At 68.6% G+C, this 22,720-nt stretch carries 24 protein-coding genes; 13 read left to right on the top strand and 11 right to left on the bottom strand.

Features of this window, described 5'->3' with window-relative positions:
• Nucleotides 1–29: 29 nt before the first annotated feature.
• Nucleotides 30–395 (top strand): SSI family serine proteinase inhibitor, encoded by a 366-nt coding sequence (locus BS329_RS33765; RefSeq protein ID WP_076166319.1) that lies wholly within the window; start codon nucleotides 30–32, stop codon nucleotides 393–395.
• Nucleotides 396–522: 127 nt separating this feature from the next.
• Here the strand turns inward: BS329_RS33765 and BS329_RS33760 are convergent, their stop codons facing one another.
• The 3 genes from BS329_RS33760 to BS329_RS33750 all read right to left on the bottom strand — a co-directional run bounded on the left by BS329_RS33760 (nucleotide 523) and on the right by BS329_RS33750 (nucleotide 3,873).
• Complete coding sequence (locus tag BS329_RS33760; RefSeq protein ID WP_076166653.1) at nucleotides 523–2,088, bottom strand: DUF4153 domain-containing protein; 1,566 nt, start codon at nucleotides 2,086–2,088, stop codon at nucleotides 523–525.
• 67 nt (nucleotides 2,089–2,155) lie between these two features.
• Nucleotides 2,156–3,193, bottom strand: coding sequence for a HAMP domain-containing sensor histidine kinase (locus tag BS329_RS33755; RefSeq protein WP_076166317.1), 1,038 nt, complete (start codon nucleotides 3,191–3,193; stop codon nucleotides 2,156–2,158).
• A complete protein-coding gene (locus BS329_RS33750; RefSeq protein ID WP_076166650.1) occupies nucleotides 3,190–3,873 on the bottom strand; it encodes a response regulator transcription factor in 684 nt (227 codons plus the stop codon). The genes BS329_RS33755 and BS329_RS33750 overlap by 4 nt, the downstream gene beginning before the upstream one ends.
• A 240-nt stretch (nucleotides 3,874–4,113) precedes the next feature.
• Between BS329_RS33750 and BS329_RS33745 the strand changes: the two genes are divergently transcribed.
• The 4 genes from BS329_RS33745 to BS329_RS33730 are packed head-to-tail and all read left to right on the top strand — an operon-like array spanning nucleotide 4,114 to nucleotide 8,863.
• Nucleotides 4,114–5,685 carry an NCS1 family nucleobase:cation symporter-1 gene (locus tag BS329_RS33745; protein ID WP_076166316.1) on the top strand — a complete coding sequence of 524 codons (1,572 nt, stop codon included), beginning with the start codon at nucleotides 4,114–4,116 and terminating at the stop codon, nucleotides 5,683–5,685.
• Nucleotides 5,636–6,478: a nitrilase-related carbon-nitrogen hydrolase gene (locus BS329_RS33740; RefSeq protein WP_076166314.1), complete on the top strand. Its 843-nt coding sequence runs from the start codon at nucleotides 5,636–5,638 to the stop codon at nucleotides 6,476–6,478. Before BS329_RS33745 ends, BS329_RS33740 begins: the two co-directional genes overlap by 50 nt.
• Nucleotides 6,478–7,863, top strand: coding sequence for a dihydropyrimidinase (gene hydA / locus BS329_RS33735; protein ID WP_076166311.1), 1,386 nt, complete (start codon nucleotides 6,478–6,480; stop codon nucleotides 7,861–7,863). The genes BS329_RS33740 and hydA overlap by 1 nt, the downstream gene beginning before the upstream one ends.
• 10 nt (nucleotides 7,864–7,873) lie before the next feature.
• Nucleotides 7,874–8,863 carry a TIGR03842 family LLM class F420-dependent oxidoreductase gene (locus BS329_RS33730; RefSeq protein ID WP_076166647.1) on the top strand — a complete coding sequence of 330 codons (990 nt, stop codon included), beginning with the start codon at nucleotides 7,874–7,876 and terminating at the stop codon, nucleotides 8,861–8,863.
• 76 nt (nucleotides 8,864–8,939) lie between these two features.
• Here BS329_RS33730 and BS329_RS33725 read toward each other — a convergent pair whose 3' ends face one another.
• Nucleotides 8,940–10,442: an FAD-dependent monooxygenase gene (locus tag BS329_RS33725; protein ID WP_076166308.1), complete on the bottom strand. Its 1,503-nt coding sequence runs from the start codon at nucleotides 10,440–10,442 to the stop codon at nucleotides 8,940–8,942.
• 174 nt (nucleotides 10,443–10,616) lie between these two features.
• Here BS329_RS33725 and BS329_RS33720 point away from each other — a divergent pair, with 174 nt between their 5' ends.
• Nucleotides 10,617–12,080, top strand: coding sequence for an alpha/beta hydrolase (locus tag BS329_RS33720; protein WP_084750513.1), 1,464 nt, complete (start codon nucleotides 10,617–10,619; stop codon nucleotides 12,078–12,080).
• On the opposite strand, the gene BS329_RS33715 is transcribed toward BS329_RS33720, so the two are convergent.
• The 5 genes from BS329_RS33715 to BS329_RS33695 form a co-directional block, all read right to left on the bottom strand.
• Nucleotides 12,056–13,285, bottom strand: coding sequence for a styrene monooxygenase/indole monooxygenase family protein (locus BS329_RS33715; RefSeq protein ID WP_076166305.1), 1,230 nt, complete (start codon nucleotides 13,283–13,285; stop codon nucleotides 12,056–12,058). The genes BS329_RS33720 and BS329_RS33715 overlap by 25 nt on opposite strands.
• A gap of 306 nt (nucleotides 13,286–13,591) precedes the next feature.
• On the bottom strand, nucleotides 13,592–14,827 hold the full coding sequence (locus BS329_RS33710; RefSeq protein WP_076166302.1) for a serine hydrolase domain-containing protein: 1,236 nt from the start codon (nucleotides 14,825–14,827) through the stop codon (nucleotides 13,592–13,594).
• Between the two features lie 10 nt (nucleotides 14,828–14,837).
• Nucleotides 14,838–15,638: a siderophore-interacting protein gene (locus BS329_RS33705; RefSeq protein ID WP_076166299.1), complete on the bottom strand. Its 801-nt coding sequence runs from the start codon at nucleotides 15,636–15,638 to the stop codon at nucleotides 14,838–14,840.
• A gap of 29 nt (nucleotides 15,639–15,667) precedes the next feature.
• On the bottom strand, nucleotides 15,668–16,024 hold the full coding sequence (locus tag BS329_RS33700) for a hypothetical protein (RefSeq protein WP_143253300.1): 357 nt from the start codon (nucleotides 16,022–16,024) through the stop codon (nucleotides 15,668–15,670).
• A complete protein-coding gene (locus tag BS329_RS33695; protein ID WP_076166296.1) occupies nucleotides 16,021–16,434 on the bottom strand; it encodes an SgcJ/EcaC family oxidoreductase in 414 nt (137 codons plus the stop codon). Before BS329_RS33695 ends, BS329_RS33700 begins: the two co-directional genes overlap by 4 nt.
• 111 nt (nucleotides 16,435–16,545) lie before the next feature.
• Between BS329_RS33695 and BS329_RS33690 the strand changes: the two genes are divergently transcribed.
• Nucleotides 16,546–17,220 carry a TetR/AcrR family transcriptional regulator gene (locus tag BS329_RS33690; protein ID WP_143253299.1) on the top strand — a complete coding sequence of 225 codons (675 nt, stop codon included), beginning with the start codon at nucleotides 16,546–16,548 and terminating at the stop codon, nucleotides 17,218–17,220.
• A 39-nt stretch (nucleotides 17,221–17,259) separates the two neighbouring features.
• On the opposite strand, the gene hemW is transcribed toward BS329_RS33690, so the two are convergent.
• Entirely contained in the window at nucleotides 17,260–18,474 is a 1,215-nt protein-coding gene (hemW, locus tag BS329_RS33685) for a radical SAM family heme chaperone HemW (protein WP_076166293.1), read from the bottom strand.
• A 140-nt stretch (nucleotides 18,475–18,614) separates the two neighbouring features.
• On the opposite strand from hemW, the gene BS329_RS43575 reads away from it, so the two are divergent.
• Nucleotides 18,615–18,839, top strand: coding sequence for a hypothetical protein (locus tag BS329_RS43575; protein ID WP_076166290.1), 225 nt, complete (start codon nucleotides 18,615–18,617; stop codon nucleotides 18,837–18,839).
• Here BS329_RS43575 and BS329_RS33675 read toward each other — a convergent pair.
• A complete protein-coding gene (locus BS329_RS33675; protein WP_076166287.1) occupies nucleotides 18,836–19,249 on the bottom strand; it encodes a VOC family protein in 414 nt (137 codons plus the stop codon). The two genes, BS329_RS43575 and BS329_RS33675, sit on opposite strands and share 4 nt — an antisense overlap.
• A gap of 81 nt (nucleotides 19,250–19,330) precedes the next feature.
• Between BS329_RS33675 and BS329_RS33670 the strand changes: the two genes are divergently transcribed.
• From BS329_RS33670 to BS329_RS33655, 5 genes are all read left to right on the top strand, one after another.
• Nucleotides 19,331–19,903 carry a TetR/AcrR family transcriptional regulator gene (locus BS329_RS33670; protein ID WP_076166284.1) on the top strand — a complete coding sequence of 191 codons (573 nt, stop codon included), beginning with the start codon at nucleotides 19,331–19,333 and terminating at the stop codon, nucleotides 19,901–19,903.
• Nucleotides 19,904–20,056: 153 nt separating this feature from the next.
• Nucleotides 20,057–20,143 carry a putative leader peptide gene (locus BS329_RS45590; protein WP_360907593.1) on the top strand — a complete coding sequence of 29 codons (87 nt, stop codon included), beginning with the start codon at nucleotides 20,057–20,059 and terminating at the stop codon, nucleotides 20,141–20,143.
• A gap of 36 nt (nucleotides 20,144–20,179) precedes the next feature.
• Nucleotides 20,180–21,874 (top strand): nitrite/sulfite reductase, encoded by a 1,695-nt coding sequence (locus BS329_RS33665; RefSeq protein ID WP_076166281.1) that lies wholly within the window; start codon nucleotides 20,180–20,182, stop codon nucleotides 21,872–21,874.
• The gene (locus BS329_RS33660; RefSeq protein ID WP_005158649.1) at nucleotides 21,871–22,023 is read left to right on the top strand and encodes an eL43 family ribosomal protein; all 153 of its coding nucleotides are present in this window, start codon (nucleotides 21,871–21,873) and stop codon (nucleotides 22,021–22,023) included. Before BS329_RS33665 ends, BS329_RS33660 begins: the two co-directional genes overlap by 4 nt.
• Nucleotides 22,020–22,715: a phosphoadenylyl-sulfate reductase gene (locus tag BS329_RS33655; protein ID WP_076166278.1), complete on the top strand. Its 696-nt coding sequence runs from the start codon at nucleotides 22,020–22,022 to the stop codon at nucleotides 22,713–22,715. Before BS329_RS33660 ends, BS329_RS33655 begins: the two co-directional genes overlap by 4 nt.
• Nucleotides 22,716–22,720 lie beyond the last annotated feature (5 nt).

Here is a 22,720-nt window from a genome sequence, read left to right as displayed (position 1 = left end):
ACCGGGTCCCATAAGCCGATAGAGATGATATGGCTTTCTTCGAACCGATCGGCGCCTGCGTTCTCGCGTTGGCCTGCATGGCCCCCGCGCAGCCGGCCGAATCCACGTTCCAGCTGACCAGCCACCACTCGAATGGCCGGATCGGCACCGTTTCACTCACCTGCCAGCCCACCGGTGGTTCACACCCCGACCGCGGTGACGCCTGCGCCAGCCTGTCCAAAGTGGACGGAAAGTTCGGCAGGCTACGCGGGGAACCGCGTTCCTGCACCTTGGAATACGCCCCGATCGACGTCTCCGCGGTCGGCAAGTGGCGTGGCGACCCGGTCATCTTCCGCACCTCGTACGCCAACCCCTGCGTCGCCGATGCCGACTCCGACGGTGTCTTCACCTTCTGACCGGTTCTGACCGGAACTGACCAGGTGACCGCCGGGCCTCCCCCTCGACGGCCCGGCGGTCGCCGCCCGACCACCGCCTTGATCGCCCTCACCCCCAGGAGGGCGATCAAGGCCGTGGTGCCACGGCTCAGGGACGGGCCCGATAAGCGCATTTCGCCCCGTCCACCGCGGCAACGGAGGTCTGACGCGCGAGGGACCGGCTCAGGTTCCATTCACGCCAATCATCTTGTGGAAAATCCGTCATGACCGGTCCGAGCACACAGGACCGCAGCGGCTCCGGGAGCCGTTCCGCCGCGGGGACGACGTCGGTGGAAAACCCTGACAGGTAGCGGGTGTCGAGCGTCTTGCCGTGCGTGATCCGGTCGATGTTGCGATCGGCGATGAAACGCTCCGGGTCCAGCACCGCCAGTCCCAGCAGGGCCACGACGGCGGCACCGATGGCCGCGCGGGGCAGCCACGCCGAGCGCAACGGGATCAGGGATAGAAGGACCAGCAGGAAGATCAGGCCGATCCAGAGTTCGCAGACCTCGACCAGCAGCCGCAACACGGTGAACCCGTAGGCCTGCTGATATGTCCACATGCGACTCAACGCCGACGCGACCAGCACCAGGCTGAGCACACTCAGCACCCCGAGCAGTCCACGCTGCCAGCCCCGGTCGGCCGCCGAGGACTTCGGCGCCCATCGCAGCGCCGCGGCGACCAGCAGGAGGGTCAGCACGGTGATGGCGGACAGCTGCCAGAACCCGCTCCTGGCGTATTCGGCCGCGGTCAGGCCACTCGTGGCCAGGACATAGTCGGTGCCGCCGAACAGCACGACCAGGCGGACCACGACGAAACTCGCGAACAGCAGCACCAGTACGCTCAGCGGCAAGGTCCATTCGAGCCGGTGCGCCAGCCGTTTGCGTGGCGCGTCGTCCTCGGCGGGCAACGGCGGCGCCGCCAGCAGGTAGCAGGCCCCGGCGACGGCGAACGCGGCCACGACGAACAGGAAACCCCAGCGTACGAAGGTGCCCGGGCTCAGTTCGGGGATCACCGCGTCCACGACGCTCGCGAACACGGCGTCCGCGCCGCGCAGCAGCGGGACGAACACCAGCAGCAGTCCGGCGCTCGCCAGCACCGGCACCAGGAGCTTCGGCCTCGTGCGGCCTTCCGTTTTCTTGCTGAACTTCATGAGCCCTCGGCCGATCCACGGGACCGAAAGCAGCGCTTCGATCGGGACCGCGAAGACGTCGTAGATGATCGTGTTCACCGTGCGTTTCCCCACCACCGCGAGGGATCCCGCGACGCAGGCGGCCATCACGCACAGCACGTTCAGCCACACCGACGCGCGGAACATACCGACCGCGAGCAGGCCGAGCGCGGCCGCCGCCCACCACGCGTCGGCCAGGCGGAAACGCGGTGCGGCGTCGCCGCGGGCCCGCTTGTCGGCGAAGTAGACGGCCACCGCGAACGCCAAACCGGCCAGGAACCACCCGGCTCCGGGATCGTCCGGCATGGCGACGGCGGAGACCAGCCCGGTGGCGACAGCGGCGGGCACGACCGAGCCGGGCAGCGGGACGATCGCCGACTTCGGCGGCACCCGCGGCCGCATCAGTACCGGCACCGGGACCGGGACCGGGGGCGCGGGCGGCAAGGTGTCCGTCACCCAAGGGGGCGACGCGTGCGCTTGCGTCTCCTCTTGTTCTTCGCTCATCGACTCCTCCATTTGCGAAAGCACATCCCCTTGCGTATGAGAAACCATCGAGAATTCGGAGAGGGTTTCAGGGAACCGGGATCACGACGCGGATGACACAGCCCGGCCGCTGTTCGGGGCTGACGACGGCGATGCTGCCGTCGTGGAGATCGACCACCCACCGCGCGATCGCGAGGCCGAGTCCGGTGCCCCCGCCGCCCGCGCGCTCGCCGCGGGTGAACCGTTCGAAGACGCTGTCCCGCTCCCCTGGCGGTATCCCGGGGCCTTCGTCCTCGACCTCGATGACGACGTCGGCCTCGCGGGCCTCCGCCCGCACCCGGACCGCTCCCCCGGACGGCCCGTGCCGGACGGCGTTGTCGAGCAGGTTCACCACGACCTGGTAGAGCCTGCCGCGGTCGGCGACGGCCATCGCGCCGGGTGGCTGGACGTCGACGGCGAACCGCACGCCACGGCCGGTCGCGGCGGCGGTGATCCCCGCTTCGGCGGCGACCTCGTCCAGGAGCAGTTCGAGGTCGAACTCCTCGAGTTGCAACGGGAACGCCCCCGCGTCGATCCGGGAAAGATCGAGGAGTTCCGAGACGAGCCTGCCGAGTCGTTCGGTCTGCTGCAACGCGGTCTTCAGTGTCGCCGGATCGGGTTTGGCGACCCCGTCGACCAGGTTCTCCAGTACGCCGTTCAGCGCGGTGATCGGGGTGCGGAGTTCGTGGGAGACGTTCGCGATCAGTTCACGGCGGCGCTGGTCCGAGGCGTCGAGATCGGCCGCCATCTGGTTGAAGGCGTGCGACAGCTCGCCGACCTCGTCGCGGGCGGTCGCCCGGACACGCCGGGTGTAGTCGCCCTTGGCCATCGCCCTGGCGGCCGCGGTCATCTCGCGCAGCGGCCTGGTCATCCCGTGCGCCAGGATCTGCGAGGTGACCACGGCGAGCACCATCGCGGCGATCGTGGTGCGCGGCGGCAGCCAGCCGATCTGCCAGTTGAAGAAGGCGAACGCGATCCCGCCCGAGGACACCAGCAGGATCGCGAGCTTGAGCTTGATGGACCGGACCGGGTCGAGCGGCCTCGGAAGCGCGTCGACGATCCGGCCGAACAGCGGGCGCAGCTTCACGATCCCACCTCCAGGGCGTACCCGACACCGTGCACGGTGCGGATGAGGTCCGCGCCCAGTTTGCGGCGCAGCGCCTTGATGTGACTGTCGACCGCGCGGGTGCCCGACCCCGTGCCCGCGACGTCCCAGTCCCAGACCTCGCTGAGCAGCCGTTCCCTCGGTTGCACCGCCCTCGGCCGTTTCGCGAAGTGGACGAGGAGGTCGAACTCGATCGGCGTCAGCTGGGCCGGTGTGCCCGCCCGGGTGACCCTTCGCTGTTCGACGTCGATTTCGAGGTCGCCGAGCACGATCGTCGCGCCCGCTTCGCTCACGTCGGCGCGGGCGGACCGGTCGACGCGGCGCAGCAAGGCGTGCACCCTGGCCGAGAGCACCCGCATGGAGAACGGTTTGGTGAGGTAGTCGTCCGCGCCGACGCCAAGGCCGATCAGCATGTCGGTCTCATCGGAACGGGCGGTCAGCATCAGCACCGGGACCGGACGGCGGCCCTGGATCCGGCGGCAGACTTCCAGCCCGTCGAACCCCGGCAGCATCACGTCCAGCACCACCAGATCCGGCTCCCGCGCCGTGTCCACCTCGACACCGGACGGGCCGTCGTGCGCCAGGTCCACGGTGAAACCCTCGGCCCGCAAGCGCGCGGCGATGCTTTCAGCGATGGTCACGTCGTCCTCGACGACCAGCACCCGGCGCCCTCCCAGTTCCATGGGGATGACTGTAAGCAGCGACCGTGGAGACCGTTCGGGTGAGCTGTGGAGATCCTGTGGAGATGTTTCAGCCCGTTTGCCTGATTACTACGTCCGTGTGTGTGACGCAGGTCATGCACCAGGGGCCTTCGAACGCAATCGACAGTCTGCGTTCCGACGCCATCAACAGTGAACAGTCTGCCAGTCCCACCGCGCGGGGCGGGCGAGCACGATTCCGCAATGGAGCCGACGGCACGCGGAACCCAGCTCGTGCATCCTGACGGCCGGGTGGAACTCGGCGAGGTCGAGTCCTTGCGGGACAGCCGCTTCTACAACGAAGAACTCGCCCCGGTCCCGGTCGGGAAACGGACCTGGACGACCTACAACTACTTCGCGTTGTGGATGGGGATGGCGCACAACATCCCCTCGTACGCGCTCGCCGCCTCCTTGATCGCGCTCGGCATGGACTGGGTCCAGGCGTTGATGACGATCACCATCGGCAACCTGATCGTGCTCGCCCCGATGCTGCTCAACAGCCACGCCGGGACGAAGTACGGCATCCCGTTCCCGGTGTTCGCCCGCGCCTTCTTCGGGATGCGCGGCGCGAATCTGGCCGCTTTGCTGCGGGCGTTCATCGCGTGCGGCTGGTTCGGCATCCAGACCTGGGTCGGCGGCGAGGCCGTCTACATCATCGTCGGGCGGTTGGCGGGCTCCGGCTGGAAGGACTCCACCGTCGTCCTCGGCCAGCACTGGACGCTGTGGCTGTCGTTCGGATTGTTCTGGCTGTTCCAGATGATCGTCATCTGGCGCGGGATGGAGGCGGTGCGGAAGTTCGAGAACTGGACGGCGCCGCTGGTCTCGGTCGGCTTCCTGATCCTGCTCGGCTACGTGCTGGTCAAGGCGGGCGGACTCGGCCCGATCCTGTCCGAACCCGGAAGACTCGGCTGGGGGCCCGACTTCTGGAAGGTGTTCGCGCCGTCGCTGATGGCGATGATCGCGTTCTGGTCGACGCTTTCGCTCAACATGCCGGACTTCACCCGTTTCGGCGGCAGCCAGGGCAAGCAGGTCCGCGGCCAGATCTTCGGCCTGCCGACCACGATGACGTTCATCGCGATCGTAGCGATCCTGACCACGTCGGGCGGCAGTGTCCTCTACGGCGAGCAGATCTGGGACCCGGCGAAACTGGCCGACCGCTTCGACTCCCCCGTGGTGGTCGTGGTCGCCCTGATCGCGCTGGTGCTGGCGACCGTGTCGGCGAACCTCGCGGCCAACGTGGTCAGCCCGTCCTACGACTTCTCCAACGCCTTCCCGAAGAAGATCACCTTCGCTGTCGGAGGGCTGATCACCGGGATCATCGGCATCGTCATCCAGCCGTGGCGGCTCTACTCCGACCCGAACATCTACATCTTCGCGTGGCTCGGCTTCTACGGCGGCCTGCTCGGCGCGGTCGCCGGGGTGCTCGTCGCCGGCTACTGGGTCGTCAACCGCACCAAGCTGCACCTGCGGGACCTCTACACCGAACGCGGCGCCTACTGGTTCAAGGGCGGCTGGAACTGGCGCGCGCTCGTTGCGACACTGGTCGGCGCCGTGCTTTCGGTCGGCGGCGCGTACGGCGGGCCGTTCCCCGCCGACGGGCTGATCCCGGTCCTGAAACCGCTCTACGACTACAACTGGGTCGTCGGACTGGCGGGCGCCTTCGTCGTCTACCTGCTCCTGGCCCTGCCCGAGCGCAACCGCACCGCCTATCCAGAGGAGGAAGCAAGTGAGCGACCTGGTCCGAGCCGGATTGATCCAGCAGCGGTGGACGGGTGACAAGGAGTCGATGATCAGAGGCGCGGTCGAAGCCATCGGCAAGGCCGCTTCGCAGGGCGCGCAGGTGATCTGCCTGCAGGAGTTGTTCTACGGCCCCTATTTCTGCCAGGTGCAGGACGCCGACTACTACTCCTACACCGAGGGCATCCCCGACGGGCCGACGACGAAGCTCATGCAGGAAGTCGCCGAACGCCACGGCGTCGTGCTGGTCGTCCCGATGTACGAGGTCGAGCAGCCCGGCGTGTACTACAACACCGCCGCGGTGATCGACGCCGACGGGACCTACCTCGGCAAGCACCGCAAGAACCACATCCCGCAGGTCAAGGGCTTCTGGGAGAAGTTCTACTTCCGGCCCGGGAACCTGGGCTACCCGGTGTTCGACACCGCCGTCGGCCGCATCGGCGTCTACATCTGTTACGAGCGGCACTTTCCGGAGGGCTGGCGCGCGCTGGGCCTCGCCGGGGCGAAGATCGTGTTCAACCCGTCGGCGACCAGTCGGGGGCTGTCGGAATACCTCTGGCGGCTGGAGCAGCCCGCGGCCGCCGTCGCGAACGAGTACTTCGTCGGCACGATCAACCGGGTCGGCGTGGAACCGCTGGGCGACAACGACTTCTACGGCCAGTCTTACTTCGCGGACCCACGCGGTCAGCTGATCGGCGAGGCTGCTTCCGACACCGAAGAGGAGATCGTCATCCGCGACCTCGACATGGGTCAGCTCGCCGAAGTCCGTGACCTGTGGGCCTTCTATCGAGACCGCCGCCCCGACAGCTACGGATCCCTCGCGGAGGCGTGATGACCACCCTCATCAGCGGTGGGCAGGTGCTGTCGACGGCGGGAGCGTCGGCCGCGGACGTCCTCGTCGACGGTGAGACGATCGTGGCCGTCGGCGCGCCAGGCACCTTGGGGCCCGCCGATTCGGTCATCGACGCCACCGGGAAGTACGTGCTGCCCGGCGGGATCGACGCGCACACCCATATGGAGATGCCGTTCGGCGGCACGCGTTCCGTCGATTCCTTCGGCACCGGGACGACTGCGGCGGCGTGGGGCGGCACGACCACGATCATCGACTTCGCCGTACAGGCCAAGGGAACCTCACTGCTGTCCACCATGGACAAGTGGCACGAGAAGGCCGACGGCAACTGCGCCATCGACTATGGCTTCCACATGATCGTCTCCGACGTCGACGATTCGTCACTGAAGGAGATGCAGGCCTGCGTCGACGGCGGTGTCGGCAGTTTCAAGATGTTCATGGCGTATCCCGGGGTGTTCTACTCCACGGACGGCGAGATCCTGCTGGCCATGCAGAAGGCGCGCGAGATCGGCGCCACGATCATGATGCACGCGGAGAACGGCATCGCGATCGACCAGCTGGCCGCGCAGGCGTTCGCCGCCGGGAAGATCGACCCGGTGCAGCACGGCCTCACCCGGCCGCCGGAGCTGGAGGGCGAGGCGACGTCGCGCGCGATCCAGCTGGCCAAGGTGACCGGGGCGCCGCTGTACATCGTGCACCTCTCGGCGTCGCAGGCGCTGGCGGCGGTCGCAAAAGCGCGCGACGACGGGCAGAACGTCTTCGCGGAGACGTGTCCGCAGTATCTCTATCTGTCCATTGAGGACTTGGCGAAGCCCGATTTCGAAGGCTCGAAGTACGTCGCCTCTCCCCCGCTGCGCGAGAAGTCGCATCAAGCGGACTTGTGGCGGGGGCTGCGCACCAACGACCTCTCGGTGGTGTCGACGGATCACTGTCCGTTCTGTTTCAAGGACCAGAAGGAACTCGGCCGCGGCGACTTCCGCGCGATCCCGAACGGGATCCCCGGCGTCGAGCACCGGATGGACCTGCTGCACCAGGGTGTCGTGGCGGGCGAACTCACCCTCGGCCGCTGGGTCGAGACCTGTTCGACCACCCCGGCGCGGATGTTCGGGCTGTATCCGCGCAAGGGTGTCATCGCGGCGGGTTCGGACGCGGACATCGTCGTCTACGACCCCGCGGCGAAGCAGACCCTGTCGGTCGAGACGCACCACATGAACGTGGACTACTCGGCTTACGAAGGCATGGAGATCACCGGCAAGGTCGAGACCGTGCTCTCGCGTGGCCGCGTGGTGGTGTCCCCGTCGGGCTTCACGGGCAGTACGACGCACGGGAAATTCCTCTCGCGCGGCCTGAACCAGTACCTGAACTGAGGTGGTGGCTGTGGACTTCGGAATAGTTCTCCAGACCGATCCACCCGCGCGCGACCTGGTGCGGCTGATGAAAGCGGCCGAGGACCAGGGTTTCCGCTACGGCTGGACGTTCGACTCGTGCGTGCTGTGGCAGGAACCGTTCGTCATCTACTCGCAGATCCTCGCGGCGACGTCCTCGATGATCGTGGGCCCGATGGTGACCAGCCCGGCCACCCGGGACTGGTCGGTGATGGCGTCGACGTTCGCCACGCTCAACGACATGTACGGAAACCGGACGGTGTGCGGGATCGGCCGCGGCGACTCGGCGCACCGGGTGGTCGGCATGGCACCGTCCACTTTGGCCACCGTGCGTGACTGCATGCACGTGGTCAAGGAACTGGCCGAAGGACGGGAGGTCCTGTTGCGGGACAAGCCGGTGCAGATCCCCTGGATCCGCAACGGCAGGCTCGAAATGTGGATGGCCGGGTACGGGCCGAAGGCACTGAAGACGGTCGGCGAGCACGCCGACGGTTTCATCCTCCAGTGCGCGGATCCGGCGATCGCCCGGTGGACCATCGGTTCGGTCCGCGAGGCGGCCCGCGCGGCGGGGCGGGATCCCGGCGGGATCACGATCTGCCTCGCGGCACCGGCGTACGTCGGCGACGACCTGGCACACCAGCGGGAACAGCTGCGGTGGTTCGGCGGGATGGTCGGCAACCACGTCGCGGATCTCGTGGCGCGGTACGGCGATTCCGGGCCGGTGCCCCGGGAATTGACCGACTACATCCGTGAGCGGGAAGGGTACGACTACTCGCACCACGGGCGGGCCGGGAATCCGTCGACCGACTTCGTGCCGGACGAGATCGTGGACCGGTTCTGTCTCATGGGCCCGTCGTCGGCGCATGTGGAGCGGTTGGAGGAACTGGCTTCGCTCGGGGTGGACCAGTTCGCGCTCTACCTCATGCACGATCAGCGCGAGGAAACCCTGAAGCGCTACGGCTCGGAGATCATCGGCCGCTGACACCCCCCGCGTTTAGTCCTCTACTTGCGGTCCTTGCGCGTGCAACTACCGCAAGTAGAGGACTAATTGCGTGAGGTCAGCCGCCGAACCAGGCGGAGAGGGCCTCGCGCAGGCCGTCGGCGTCGGCGTCGGTGTCCCCGGCCCAGGCGACGTAGCCGTCGGGACGGATCAGGAGGACGTCGGCGGGCCGGTCGTCGGCCTTGGCGGTGCGGACGTCGACACCCGCTCCTTCGGCGAGGTCACGCAGCTCCGGGCGTCCGGCGAGGTCGAGCAGGACCGGACGCGCCGAGCGCAGCAGTTCGCCGACGCTCGTCGTGCCCTCGTCGGTCTCCAGCGCGAAATCCGGGACGAAGGTGCCGGCGAGCGCGTGCCCGGACCCGGGCGCCGGATAACGCAGGTCGGTCCCGGCGACGTGGGCGGACAGCCGTCGTGCGGCCTGCTCGTCGTCCAGCAGTTCCTGGAAGACCGTCCTGAGCGCTTCGGCGGCCTCGTCGTGCCCGCGCCGCAATGCGACCTGCGCCTGGGACTGCACCAGCGCACGCGCACCGGCGGCGTGCCGTTCCGCGTGATAGGTGTCCAGCAGCCCTTCCGGGGCTCGGCCCTGGAGTTCGGCGGCCAATTTCCAGGCGAGGTTGACCGAGTCGGACATGCCGACGTTGATCGCCGTACCGGTGGACGGCAGCAGATGGGCCGCGTCCCCCGCCAGCAGGATCCGTCCCTCGCGGTAGCGCTCGGCCTGGCGGGCCGAGAACTGGTAGCGCGAGAGCCGGACCGGGTCGCCCAGCGGGACGTCCGCGCCGAGCACGCGGCGGATGCTGTCCCCGAGTTCGGTCAGCGTCATCGGCATGTCGTCGTCGACCTCGCCGGCGTCGTCCTCCGTCGTCTGGATGAACAGGATCCCCGGTGTGAGCGAGCCGAGCGCGAACACCCCCGCGTCGGTGCGGGTGAACCCCGCCTTGATCCGGCCCAGTTCCGGCGTCTCGATGTCGCCGTCGTCGTGCACGGTCAGTCCCTCGGGGATGCTGACCTGGCCGATCCAGTTGACCTCGGGATAGGTGGTGCCGGGGAACGGGATCCCGGCGAGTGCGCGGATCGGGCTTCGCCCACCGTCGCAGCCCACGAGGTACCGGGCGGTGACCTGGTACGGCCCGTCCGGACCGCGCACCTCCGCGGTCACCGACTCGCCGTCCTGGCTCACCCCAGTGACTTCGTGTCCGCGGCGCACCTCCGCGCCGAGGCCGGTGGCGTGGTCCTCCAGCAGCCGCTCCAGCGTCTGCTGACGCAGCGGCACCGCCTTCAGCGGCGGCTCCTCGAACCGGGTGAGGTCCACGTGCACCCCGCCGAACGGGAACCGGTGGGCGGGAACGTGTTCGGTCAGGGCTTCGTGCACGCGGTCCAGCAGGCCGCGGTACTTCAGCAGGTCCAGGATCTGCCCGCTGAGGCCATGGGCCTTCGGTGTCTTCCCCTGTTCCGGCCGCCGTTCCAGGACCAGCGGGGACGCCCCGGCCAGCCGCAGTTCCGCGGCCAGCATCAGACCGGTCGGGCCGGCCCCCACGATGATCACTTCGACGTCCGTCAAATCTTCACTCCTGTTCGGCCTGTTCTGGCTACGGCCGATGATTCTGCGGTATCTCCGGGGTCTTGCCGCAAGCCCCCCGGTGCGCTATATGTTGACCATGGAGGGGGCAGCCCCACCTTCTTTCCGGGTACAGGCACCAGGGCCCGCGCGTCCGCGAGACGAGACGCTGGCCGGGTGACCAGATTCCGCATCGCCGCTTTGATCACCCTCACCGCACTCACCGCCGTCACGATCGCGCCCGCGGCTTCGGCCGCGCCGAAGGGCTTCGACTGGGGTCCCTGTCCCGCGGGCTCGCCGTCCGGTTACGACTGCGCCGAAGTCGAAGTCCCGTTGTCCTACCAGGACCCGGGCGGCCCGCAGCTCACCATCGCGCTCGGCAGGCTCCCGGCCACGGACCAGAAGCACAAACGCGGCACGATCTTCACCAACCCGGGCGGTCCGGGGAACCCCGGCCGTTTCACCAAGTTCCAGACCCCGTCACTGCACCGGCAGTTCGACATCGTCGGCTTCGACCCGCGCGGCGTCGGCGCCAGCACCCCGGTCCGCTGCTTCGCGAGCGACGCCGAAACCGAGCCGTTGAAACGCATTCTCGGGCAGTTCCCGATCACTTCCGAGCAGGAGACGCGGCATTTCGCCGACGTCCGCGCGGTCGCCGCCTCCTGCGGCCGCAACGCCGGGCCGCTGCTGGGTCATTTGTCGACCACGAACGTCGCCCGGGACCTCGACAGGCTTCGTCAAGCGGCAGGCGAGCCTCGTCTGCGCTACTACGGTCTCTCGTACGGCACCTACCTCGGCGAGGTGTACGCCAACCTGTTCCCGCACCGCGCCGGGGCCTTGGCGCTCGACGCCGTCGACGATCCGATCGCCTGGTCCACCGGGTACCGGCCGGAGGACGCGAACATCCCGTTCAGCACCAGGCTCGGCAGCTTCCGGGACGCGGACCGCGCGTTGCAGGCGTTCCTCGACGCGTGCGCGGCCGATGTCCGGTGCGCGTTCCGCGAACCCGGAACGGACCTGCGGGCGAAGTACGACGGCATCCTCGACCGGCTCGAGGCCGCGCCGGGCGCGATCACCTACCAGGACGTCATCCGGCGTACCCACAACGCGCTGACCGACGAAGCGAACTCGCCCGCGTTGGCGGAATTCCTTCAGGCGGCGACGAAAACAGCGTCGGCGAAGGCCATCGCGACGCCGTTCGACTCCGCACTGGGCGGTGGCGGGACGATCTGTGCCGACACGACGAACCCTCGTGACCCGGCGGCCTGGCCTCGCGCGGCCCGCGAAGCCGACCGCGAAAGCCGTGGTTTCGGTTCCTACGACACGTATCTCTCGCTGCCGTGTGCCTTCTGGCCCGCCGCCGACCCGGCCCGCTACACCGGGCCGTGGAACCGGCCGACCGCGCCAATCCTGTTGCTGGCCAACGGAAAGGGTGACCCCGAAACGCCGTACGCGGGGGCGAAGCGGACCGAACGCATCCTCGGCAATGCCCGGCTCCTGACACTGGACGCCTGGGGGCACGGCGCCGCCAACCGCAGTGCCTGTGTCGACGCGGCCCTCGACGCTTATCTGACCCACGGCCGCCTTCCGGCACGCGGCACTGTCTGCGCCCCGGATCACGCGCCTTTCGACGCCAGGTAGTCCCTCGCGATCCGCTCGTCGGTGAGCCAGGCGGCGTAGTCGGCGGGGTTCTCGAAGATCCGCGCGAACCGGTGTGCCACCTCGGGCACCGTTTGCGCGGCGGTCAAGGTGGCCAGCACGTGATCCGGCGGTGGCGCGAGCAGATCGTTGCTCAGCCGGGTCGCGTACTGCGCCTTTTCCCAGTATTCGGCGAAAGTACCGTGCAGGAAAGCCTCGTCGAACGGCCGGTCGCCGTGGTCGAGGATGCGCCGTTCGTAGACGGCGGCGGCATGGGCCGCCATGTTCGCGCCCTGTCCGGCGACCGGGTCGTTCGTCACCGCGGCGTCGCCCATCGCGAGCACTTTCGCCCCCGAGGGCAGCGTCCCGACCGGTTGGCGCACGATCGGCAGCACCCGGCCGCGCAGGACGTCCAGCGGTCCGCTCGGCCGGGCACCGGCGAGTGACCCGGCCACCCACGGGAACTGCTCGCGCAGCACCGTCATCGCGGTGTCGAAGTGCTCGTCGGGATCGGTGACGTCGTCCCAGACGTCCAAGGGCCCGCCGGGCACACCGAAGAACCCGAGACCGAAGACAGGGCCGCGCACGGACAGGATCGGCAACCCGAACAGTTCCCCTGCCGGGGAAAGGCCGAAGGTCAGCCCCGGATAGACCGGGAGCGGTTCGTCACTCCCGGAGACCAGATACGTGATCCCGATGGTCCGCCGCGGCTCCCGATACGGGCAACGCGCGTCGTCGCGCGGGAAGAGACTGTCGAATCGCGGACCCCGCCCGGCCGCGACCAGTACGAGATCGAACTCGCGCGCGTACTCGTCCAGCCCGTCGGGAGTGACCTTGGCGAGCCGCACCTCGCCGCCTGCTTCGGCGAAGGCAGTCAGCCAGGCGGACACCTTGACCCGCTGGTCGACCGACTGCGCGGGATGATCGAACCGGGCCTGCCACGAGACCGCGGGCTCCGGGCCGTCCCCGGCGAGCCCGAACGACGCGCCGAGGATCTCCGGGGCCCGGCCGTCCCAGAAGTTGATGCCCAGCGCGCGTTCCCGCGTCAGCGCGGGGTGGAACACGCACTGGTTCGAGATGAGCCCGCCCGCGCGGATTGTTTCGGCGTCGCGGTCGGTGACCACGGTGACGGCGTATCCGTGCTTCCGCAGGCCCAACGCCAGGACCAGACCGGCTTGCCCGGCCCCGACCACCGCGATCCGCCGCATGGATTCCCCTAGACGGTTGATTCCGTGAAAATCACGTGAAGCTCAGATCATCCTGTTGATGGCCGGATGTCCGGGCCTCGCTGCCCACGCTCAGGGCCGATGCCGGGAACGTAAGGGACAGCGCCTTTGGTCTCGAGCTGTCCACAAAGTACACCTCGGGAGCAGATTTATCCGGTTTTTCATTGTTTGCCCGAGTTCTCCAGCGTGTGAAGGTTTCAGGCGACCGAGCGGGCGCCCGCTGGCCGCGGGTGGCCCGTCCAGGTTCTGTCGCTGTCCTCCTCCGTGCCTGTCCGACCACGGTTGCCCCTAGCCGACGAGGGCCTGATACACCAGACTGCGCAATTCGGCGCGGATCGGATAGGAGGACGACGGCAACAATTGGGTGAAGAACAGCACCGTGACGTCCTCGTCGGGATCGACCCAGAAGGCGGTGCTCGCCGCCCCACCCCAGGCGAACTCCCCGGCGCTGGCGAGGGTTTTGGCCTTCACCGGGTCTTCGAGCACGGAAAAGCCCAGTCCGAAGCCGAAACCGTGGTACGGCGCTTCGGAGAACCCGGCGCGGCCGTAGGTCTCCAGATCCACCCCTCCCGGCAGGTGGTTGCTCGTCATGACCCGCACCGTGCGCGAACCGAGCAGCCGGACGCCGTCGAGTTCGCCGCCACGCAGCAGCATCTGGGTGAACCGGTGGTAGTCACCCGCCGTCGAGACCAGGCCCCCGCCGCCCGAGAGGCACGTGGGCGTGACCCGGCCGACCGTGCCCATCTCGTCGTGGCGCAACGGCACCTTGGTCTTCGGGTGGGGCACGTAGAGGGCGGCGAGCCGGTCCAGAGCGCCGGGATCGGTCTGGAACGCCGTCTCGTGCATGCCGAGCGGGGTGAAGATCCGCTCGGTGAAGAAGGTGTCGAGAGACTGACCGGAGACGACCTCGACGAGCCTGCCGAGGACGTCCGTCGCGACCGAGTAGTTCCATTCCGAACCGGGCTGGAACTGCAACGGCTGCCGGGCGATCGCCTCGGAGACCCCGGCGAGGTCGAGTCCCGGCGCGGCACCCCAGTCGAATCCGGCCTCGCGGTAGAGCGCGTCGACCGGATGCGTGCGGTGGAACCCGTAGGTCAGGCCCGCGGTGTGGGTGAGCAGGTGCCAGAGCCGGATCGGCTCCGTCGCGGGCTCGGTCGCCATCCGGACGAACGAGCCCGTCGTGAAGACCCGCGGTTGCGCGAATTCCGGCAGCCAACGGGAAATCGGATCCCGAAGGTCGATGAGTCCCTCTTCGACAAGCATCATCGCGGCGACCGAGGTGATCGGCTTCGTCATCGAGAAGACGCGCCAGACCGTGTCGGTCTCCACCGGGAGCCCGGCCTCGATGTCACGCAGCCCGTTCGACGCGAGATGCGCGACCTTCCCGTTCCTGGTCACCACGGCCAGATATCCGGGGAGCAGATTCCGCTCCAGGTATCCGTCGAAATGCCTGTCGATCCGTCGAAGCCGCTCCGCGTCGAAACCCACCTCGGCCGGGTCGACGTCTACCTTCAGCTCGATCATGCGACCGAGGCTACGCGTTCCGCTCGGCCTGTTTCTCCAGTCGCCACGCCTCGTCGGTCTTCCCGATCCGCCAGTATCCGGAGATCGACAGCAGGTCGCGCCGCATCCCGCGGTCGTCCAGCAGGTGACGCCGCAGGTCCCGGACGAACCCCGCCTCGCCGTGGACGAACGCCTGCACGACCCCGTCGTGCCAGTCGAGCGCGCGGACGGCGGCGGCGAGATCGTCGCCCTTGCCCCGGTGCAGCCAGGTGATCCGCGCCTCGGCCTTGGTGGCCAGCGACTGCTCTTCGCCGGCGTCCTCCACGAGGATGACCGCGTGCACGGGAACGCCCACCGGCATCGCCTCGAGGGACGCGGCGATCGCCGGCAGGGCGCTCTCGTCCCCGGCGAGCAGATGCCAGTCGGCCTCCTCGCCCGGCGCGTACGCACCGCCGGGACCGGAGATCAGCAGCTCATCACCGGGTTTCGCGGCCGCGGCCCACGGTCCGGCGACGCCCTCGTCACCGTGGTGGACGAAGTCGAGCACCAGTTCGCCGAGATCCCGGTCGAAGGACCGGACGGTGTAGGAACGCATCCGCGGCCACTGCTCGCGCGGCAGTTCTTCGCGGACCCGCGCCAGGTCGAACGGTTCTGGATAGGTCACGCCGGGCACCCGGAAGTGCACCTTGACGTAGGCGTCGGTGAATTCGTTGGTGCGGAAGGAGGCGATTTCTTCTCCCCCAGCGACGATCCGGACCATATGCGGGGTGATCCGCTCGGTGCGCAGCACCCGCAACCGGGTCGCCGACGCCGGCTTACGCGCCTCGGCCATCCACGATTCCTTTCCTGGGTTAGGTGAACCTAACCGAGCGTACGCCCTTCCCCTACCGCCAGGGCGAGGTCTTCCATCATCCGGACAAAGTCCTCCCTGGTTCGCTCGGCGAACCCGACGAAGAACCGGTTCGCCAGCGGAACCGCCCACCGGCCATGGGAAGCGACGTTGTACACGCGATGAGTCACCCGCGCACCGGCCGGATCCTCCTCGACGGTGTACTCGCCGCGGTACCACCAACCGCCCTGCTGGGCGACGAAGCGCCGTTCGGCGTCGACCTCGAAGCGCGGGTTGTACGGCTGCTCTCGCAGAGTCCCCGCGATCCGGGCGAAGACCTCATCGGCGGGCGCGGGCACCACGCCCGCCACCTCGGCCAGCGGCTTCACGCCACGCTCGCGGCCGGATCACTCACCCTGGTGTTCTGGAACGACGCGACGCGCCAGCCTTCGGGCTCCTCCACCAGCACGTACGTCAGCGTCGATTCCCGGCCCGGTTCGGGTTTGCCGCCCGCCGGTGAAGACCCGCCGCCGGACACGACGATCGCGACGTCCGGCCGGACGAACCGGGCCTTGGGCTCACCGCTGCCGGCCACCAGCTTCGACCCCTTCAGCGGCCCCTCGAACAGGGCCCGGTGCGAGCTTTCGATGAGCGCGCGCCCCGGCATGTTCATCCCGAAGAACGTCACGTAGTCGGCGTCTTCGGTGAACCACCGCGCGTACGCGGCCGCGTCACCGTCGTTCCACGCGTCGGCGAGACGGCTCAGCACGGCCAGGACTTCGGTCTTTCGTTCGGACATGGCTCCTCCAACGGGACGAACAGCGTTCGTTTTACGAACACCGTTCTACAGACGAACGGCGTTCGCGTCAAGTAGAGTTCCCGGCGAACCCCGGATCAGGAGGCGAACGAAGTGAGCAGGCCCCGGCGTCGCGCCGAGAAACCCGTGCTGTCCCAGGAGCTCGTGGTGAAGACGGCACTGGACCTCCTCGCCGCCGAGGGGCTGGAGGCGGTGAGCATGCGGCGCGTGGCCCAGGCGCTGGACACCGGCCCTGCCTCGCTCTACGCCCACGTCGCGAACAAGGACGAACTCCACGAGCTGATGGTCGACCACGTCCTCGACTTCGGCCCGTTCCCCGAGCCCGATCCGCGGCGATGGGTCGAGCAGGCGAAGGATCTGCTGCGCGAGAACGTGCGCGCGCTGACGTCGTTCCCCGGGATCGCCAAGATCGCGTGGGCCATCACCGTACCCGTGGGCGCGAACGCCTTGCAGCAGGCCGAAGCCATGCTCGCGGTACTGCGCGCGGGCGGCCTCGACCTCAAGCGAGCGCTGTTCGCCGCCGACGCGTTATGGCTCTACGCCAAGGCTTTCGCCTACGAAGGCGCTGGATGGCAGCACGGCGACATCAACCTGGCCGAGCAGGAGGAACGCGGCAAACGGATGGTCGAGTACATGACGTCGTTCCCGCCCGGCACGTTCCCGAATCTGCTGGGGTCGGGCGAATACCTCACCGCGGAGACCGCGCGGGAACGGTTCGAGCTCGCCATCGATCTGTTCCTCACCGGCCTCGCGTCCAGGGCCTCGTGACCCGATGCCGGACCGTGTCCTCACTGTGTGGTGCCCTGCTCAGGTGAGCCTCCGCACCAACCCGTCCGCCAGCAACCGTCCCCGGTCGGTCAGCACCGCCCGCCCCTGACCATCCAAAGCGAACTGATCGAGCAAACCCTCGGCGGCGGCGACGCGAGCTTCGGCCCGCCCGTCGTCGTCGAGGGCGTCGAGCGGAAGTCCTTCCGACAGCCGGAGTTCCAGCATCACGCGTTCCAGATGCCGGTCTTCGCCGGTCAGCAGTTCGCGACCGGCGGCAGGCGACTCCCCTGCGGCGAGGGAAGCGGCATAGCGGGCCGGGTGTTTGACGTTCCACCAGCGGACGCCACCGACGTGGCTGTGCGCGCCGGGCCCCGCGCCCCACCAGTCACCGCCACGCCAGTAGCCGACGTTGTGCCGGCAGCGGGCTTCCTCCGACGTCGCCCAGTTGGACACCTCGTACCAGCGCAGACCCGCCGAAGCGAGGACGCGGTCGATCATCTCGTAGTCGGCGGCGAGTACGTCGTCGTCCGGTGCGGGCAGTTCGCCGCGGCGGATGCGGCGGGCGAGCGCGGTGCCCTCCTCGACGATCAGCGCGTACGCCGAGACGTGGTCGACGCCCGCGGCGAGCACCGCGTCCAGCGAGGCTTGGAGGTCTTCGACCCGCTCCCCCGGCGTGCCGTAGATGACGTCGAGGTTGACGTGCTCGAACCCGGCGGCCCGCGCTTCTTCGGCGGCCGCGACCGGACGGCCCGCGGTGTGCACGCGGTCGAGGATCTTCAGGACGTGCTTCGCGGCCGACTGCATCCCGAGTGAGATCCGGTTGTACCCGGCGTCACGGATCCCCGCGAAGAACTCCGGCGAGGTGGACTCCGGATTGGACTCCGTCGTCACCTCGGCGTCCGGCGCGAGGCCGAACGTGTCGCGGACAGCGTCGAGAACGCCGCGCAGGCCATCCGCCCCGAGCAGGGACGGAGTGCCACCGCCGACGAAGACGGTGTCGACCGCGGGCGGCTTCCCGAGCACGCGCGAGGCCAGGTCGAACTCGCGCTTGAGGCCTTCGAGCCAGGACTGCGGCGACGAATCGCTGTCCAGCTCACCGGCGGTGTAGGTGTTGAAGTCGCAGTAGCCGCACCGGGTCGCGCAGAACGGGACGTGCACGTAGACGCCGAACGGCCGGGTGCCGAGCCCTTCCAGCGCGCTCTCGGGGAGCGCGGACTCGACGGGCGTGGTGGTTTCGGGCAGCAACGCGGGCACACCCCAGTGTCCCCCACTCCCTGAAGGCCTCCCTCCCCGGGGAAGGAGGCCTTCACGAGAACGCGCTACCGGTCGGCGATACGCACCTCGACCGACGTCGAGCGGATGCCGTCCTCGAACCGCACCCAGACGAGGGTTCCATGGAGATCGAGCAGTCGTCGACCACGTTGGCGAGATGCCCTCTGGCGTTCGGCGCGCAGCCGACCGCCTCGAAGCGGTACGAGCCGCCCGTGCGCGGCACCGCCCCTTCATCGGGCGAAACCGCGGCGACCACCCATCGGCGCATGCGCAACTTCTCCGTCCTCTGTGGATCGGAGACCGAAGCCGGCGGCGACGGCGGCCTCACTCACCCGAAGCGGTACTAGGCCAGCCCGTTCGCGGCCAACCATTCCGGGGACGGCGGAATCACCTCGATGATGTCGATCAGGAAGCCGTTGAGGTCCTCGATGTAGAAGTGCCGCTGGCCGAATTCCTCGTCCACGAGTTCCGTGACGATCTTGACCCCTTCCCCGCGCAGCCGCTCGTATTCGGCCGCCGCGTCGGCGACCATGAACCCGACCATCGAGCCGGCGGCCTCCTGCGACCGCCAAGGCTCCGGCGTGGCCTTGTGGCCGCGCTTCGCGAAGCTCATCTCATAGCCGGGGACGCCGGTGTTGAGGCTGGAGAACCAGTCGAGCTCGATCGTCACCGTCAACCGCAGGTGCCGCTTCCACCAGGCGGTGGTCTCGGCGATGTCGTCGACGAGCACACAGGCACCGAAACCGCTGAGTTGCATCTGGTGTTTCCTCCCAGTCGAACCACTTGATACGTAGTACTATAGACATAGTGGTTTGAGCGAAGCAAGGAGAATGTTCCGATGCGACAGAATCCGGAGCGCCGGACCGCCCTCACCGACGCCGCCATCACCGTCCTCGCCCGCGAGGGCGCGCGCGGGCTCACCTATCGCGCCGTGGACGTCGAAGCGGACGTCCCGCCGGGAACGACGTCCAACTACTTCCGCAACCGGGATCAGCTGCTCGGCGAGGTCGGCGTCCGCGTGCACGAACGGCTGTCGGCACCGGCGGACGTGATGGCGAACCCGCAGGCGGAGACGCCGTCCCACGACCGGGTGGGCGTGCTGCTCGGCGAGCTCATGGGGCGGCTGACCGCCCACCGCGAGCCCTATCTCGCCCTGCTCGAACTCCGGCTCGAAGCCACCCGCCGCCCGGATCTGGCGGCCGAGCTGACCAAGACGATCCGCGAAGGAATCGACCTGAGCGTCGACTGGCACGTCGCGGCCGGGATGCCGGGCGGACGGGCCGAAGTGCTGCTGATGTATCTCGCGCTGACCGGGCTCACCGTCGAACGACTGACCCTGCCGGAGGTGCTGGCGGACGTCACCGACGAAGACGTCATCCGGACCATCGTGGACCGCGTCCTCCCTTCTTGAGCCGTGCGCGTTCTGCGTCACAGTGTCGGTCCGCGAGCTCGGACTTGACCGTCAAAGCAGGCCTCCGACCAGCGGAAACGTCCACATGCGGACGTTGTTCCCAGCATTCGGACCGGCCTAGACCACATAGTGGGCGCGTGGCACGCTGAACGAATGACCCGCGCCGGAATCACCCTCGTGGCACGCCGCCACGTGGATCTTCGTCGCGTGGCGAGCGCGCTCTGTGCGACGAACCGCTGACTCCCCGCCACCACCACGATCTGCCGGAGGACTCCCATGTCGTCGCCCACGCGCGAGACCCCTGCCCGCACGCCCCGGGTGAAACAGAAACGGGGCGAAGGACAGTGGGCGTTGGGGTATCGCGAACCGCTGAACCCCAACGAGCGGTCCAAGAAGGACGACAACCCGCTCAACGTCCGGGCCCGGATCGAGAACATCTACGCCCACCGCGGGTTCGACTCGATCGACCCCGGTGACCTCCGCGGCCGGTTCCGCTGGTTCGGCCTCTACACCCAGCGCAAACCGGGGATCGACGGCGGCCGCACCGCGACGCTGGAGCCCGAGGAGCTCGACGACCGCTACTTCATGCTGCGGGTCCGGCTCGACGGCGGCGCGCTGACCACCGGCCAGCTGGCCGTACTCGCCGAGATCTCGCAGACCCACGCGCGCGACACCGCCGACATCACCGACCGGCAGAACATCCAGTACCACTGGATCCAGGTCGAGGACGTCCCGACGATCTGGGCCAAGCTGGAGAACGCCGGGATGACCACGATGGAGGCCTGCGGCGACAGCCCGCGTGTCATCCTCGGCTCCCCTGTCGCCGGCATCGCCGCGGACGAGATCATCGACGGCACGCCCGCGATCGACGAGATCAAGCGCCGCTACATCGGCGACCCGCGTTACTCGAACCTGCCACGCAAGTTCAAGACCGCGATCTCGGGCCAGCAGGACGTCGCCCACGAAATCCACGACATCGCCTTCGTCGGGGTGAACCATCCCGAGCACGGGCCCGGCTTCGACCTCTGGGTCGGCGGCGGCCTGTCCACCAACCCGATGATCGGGCAGCGGCTGGGCGCCTGGGTCCCCCTGGACGAGGTCCCCGACGTCTGGGAAGGCGTGATCAGCGTCTTCCGCGACTACGGCTACCGGCGCCTGCGTGCCCGCGCCAGGATCAAGTTCCTGGTGAAGGACTGGGGTGCCGCGAAGTTCCGTCAGGTACTGGAAGACGAGTACCTCAAGCGCAAGCTGACCGACGGCCCGGCGCCCGAGGTGCCCGCCACGCAGATCGATCACGTCGGCGTGCACCCGCAGACCGACGGCAGGTTCTACGTCGGCGCCGCACCGATCGCGGGCCGCGTCTCCGGCGCCACCCTGCTGGCGGTCGCGAAGGCCGCCGAACGCGCCGGCTCGAACCGCGTCAGGCTGACCCCGCAACAGAAACTCGTGGTCCTCGACGTCCCCGAGGCCGAAATCGGCGGACTGAAGACCGAACTGGCCGACCTGGGCCTGCAAGTCGAGCCCTCGCCGTGGCGGCGCGGGATCATGGCCTGCACCGGGCTGGAATACTGCAAGCTCGCCATCGTCGAGACCAAGGCCCGCGCCATCCAGCTGGTCGACGAACTGGAGAAGCGCCTCGCCGACATCCAGGCCGAGTTCGACAACCCGGTGACCGTGCACCTCAACGGCTGCCCCAACTCCTGCGCGCGGATCCAGACCGCCGACATCGGGCTCAAGGGCCAGATCGTCACCGACGAGGACGGCAAGCAGGTCGAAGGCTTCCAGGTGCACCTCGGCGGCGGGCTCGGCCTGGACGCCGGGTTCGGCCGGAAGCTGCGTGGCCACAAGGTGACCGCTTCGGAGCTGACCGCGTACGTCGAGCGGGTCGTGCGGGCGTACCTCGCCGGCCGCGATCCCGGCGAGCGATTCGCCCAATGGGTCACGCGGGCCGAAGAAGGCGTCCTGCAGTGACCGAACGAGCGACCCCGTACTACTGCCCTTTCTGTGGCGATGAAGACCTGCGGCCGGAAGAGGGCGGCTCCTGGCTGTGCTCGGGCTGCCGCCGGGTCTTCACCGTGAAGTTCCTCGGACTGTCCTTTCCGGAGGTGTCACCAGGATGACCGCCACTGCCGACTACAAGACACTCGCCGAACGCGCCTCGAAAGAGCTCGCGGAGGCGACCGCGACCGAGGCCTTGCGCTGGACGGCGGAGACCTTCGGTGACGACTTCATCGTCGCGTCGAACATGCAGGACGCCGTCCTGATCGATCTGGCCACCCAGGTCAAAGCCGAAGTCGACGTGCTGTTCCTGCAGACCGGCTACCACTTCCCGGAGACCATCGGCACCCGCGACGCGGTGCAGGCGGTCTACCCCGGCGTGCGGATCGTCAACGCCGAGGCCGGGCAGAGCGTCGCCGAGCAGGACGCGGAGTACGGCCCGAAACTGCACGAGCGCGACCCGAACCTGTGCTGCCAGTTGCGCAAGGTCGTACCGCTTCGGAACACGCTGGCGAAGTACTCGGCGTGGGTGACCGGCGTCCGCCGCGTCGACGCGCCGACCCGCGCGAACACCCCCATCGTCACCTGGGACGACCGCAACGGGCTGGTGAAGATCAACCCGATCGCGCCGTGGTCCGACGACGAGTTCAGGGACTACATCGACGAACACGGGATCCTCGAGAACCCGCTGGTGTCCATCGGTTATCTGTCGATCGGCTGCGCGCCGTGCACCGCGAAGGTCGCTCCGGGCCAGGACCCGCGCAGCGGCCGGTGGGCCGGTCAGGGCAAGACCGAGTGCGGCCTGCACGGGTGAGAAGG

The sequence above is a fragment of the Amycolatopsis coloradensis genome (assembly GCF_001953865.1).
GTDB lineage: Bacteria > Actinomycetota > Actinomycetes > Mycobacteriales > Pseudonocardiaceae > Amycolatopsis > Amycolatopsis coloradensis.
The sequence above is the reverse complement of the archived record's forward strand: the minus strand, read 5'-3'. Positions and strand labels throughout refer to the sequence as shown.

Bases quoted from the DNA above. Each gene is read 5' to 3' on its own strand.
- BS329_RS33765 (WP_076166319.1), top strand. From the start codon at position 30: ATGGCTTTCTTCGAACCGATCGGCGCCTGCGTTCTCGCGTTGGCCTGC.
- BS329_RS33760 (WP_076166653.1), bottom strand. From the start codon at position 2,088: ATGAGCGAAGAACAAGAGGAGACGCAAGCGCACGCGTCGCCCCCTTGG.
- BS329_RS33745 (WP_076166316.1), top strand. From the start codon at position 4,114: ATGGAGCCGACGGCACGCGGAACCCAGCTCGTGCATCCTGACGGCCGG.
- hydA (WP_076166311.1), top strand. From the start codon at position 6,478: ATGACCACCCTCATCAGCGGTGGGCAGGTGCTGTCGACGGCGGGAGCG.
- BS329_RS33715 (WP_076166305.1), bottom strand. From the start codon at position 13,285: ATGCGGCGGATCGCGGTGGTCGGGGCCGGGCAAGCCGGTCTGGTCCTG.
- BS329_RS33710 (WP_076166302.1), bottom strand. From the start codon at position 14,827: ATGATCGAGCTGAAGGTAGACGTCGACCCGGCCGAGGTGGGTTTCGAC.
- BS329_RS33705 (WP_076166299.1), bottom strand. From the start codon at position 15,638: ATGGCCGAGGCGCGTAAGCCGGCGTCGGCGACCCGGTTGCGGGTGCTG.
- BS329_RS33695 (WP_076166296.1), bottom strand. From the start codon at position 16,434: ATGTCCGAACGAAAGACCGAAGTCCTGGCCGTGCTGAGCCGTCTCGCC.
- BS329_RS43575 (WP_076166290.1), top strand. From the start codon at position 18,615: ATGGAGATCGAGCAGTCGTCGACCACGTTGGCGAGATGCCCTCTGGCG.
- BS329_RS33675 (WP_076166287.1), bottom strand. From the start codon at position 19,249: ATGCAACTCAGCGGTTTCGGTGCCTGTGTGCTCGTCGACGACATCGCC.
- BS329_RS33670 (WP_076166284.1), top strand. From the start codon at position 19,331: ATGCGACAGAATCCGGAGCGCCGGACCGCCCTCACCGACGCCGCCATC.
- BS329_RS45590 (WP_360907593.1), top strand. From the start codon at position 20,057: ATGACCCGCGCCGGAATCACCCTCGTGGCACGCCGCCACGTGGATCTT.
- BS329_RS33665 (WP_076166281.1), top strand. From the start codon at position 20,180: ATGTCGTCGCCCACGCGCGAGACCCCTGCCCGCACGCCCCGGGTGAAA.
- BS329_RS33655 (WP_076166278.1), top strand. From the start codon at position 22,020: ATGACCGCCACTGCCGACTACAAGACACTCGCCGAACGCGCCTCGAAA.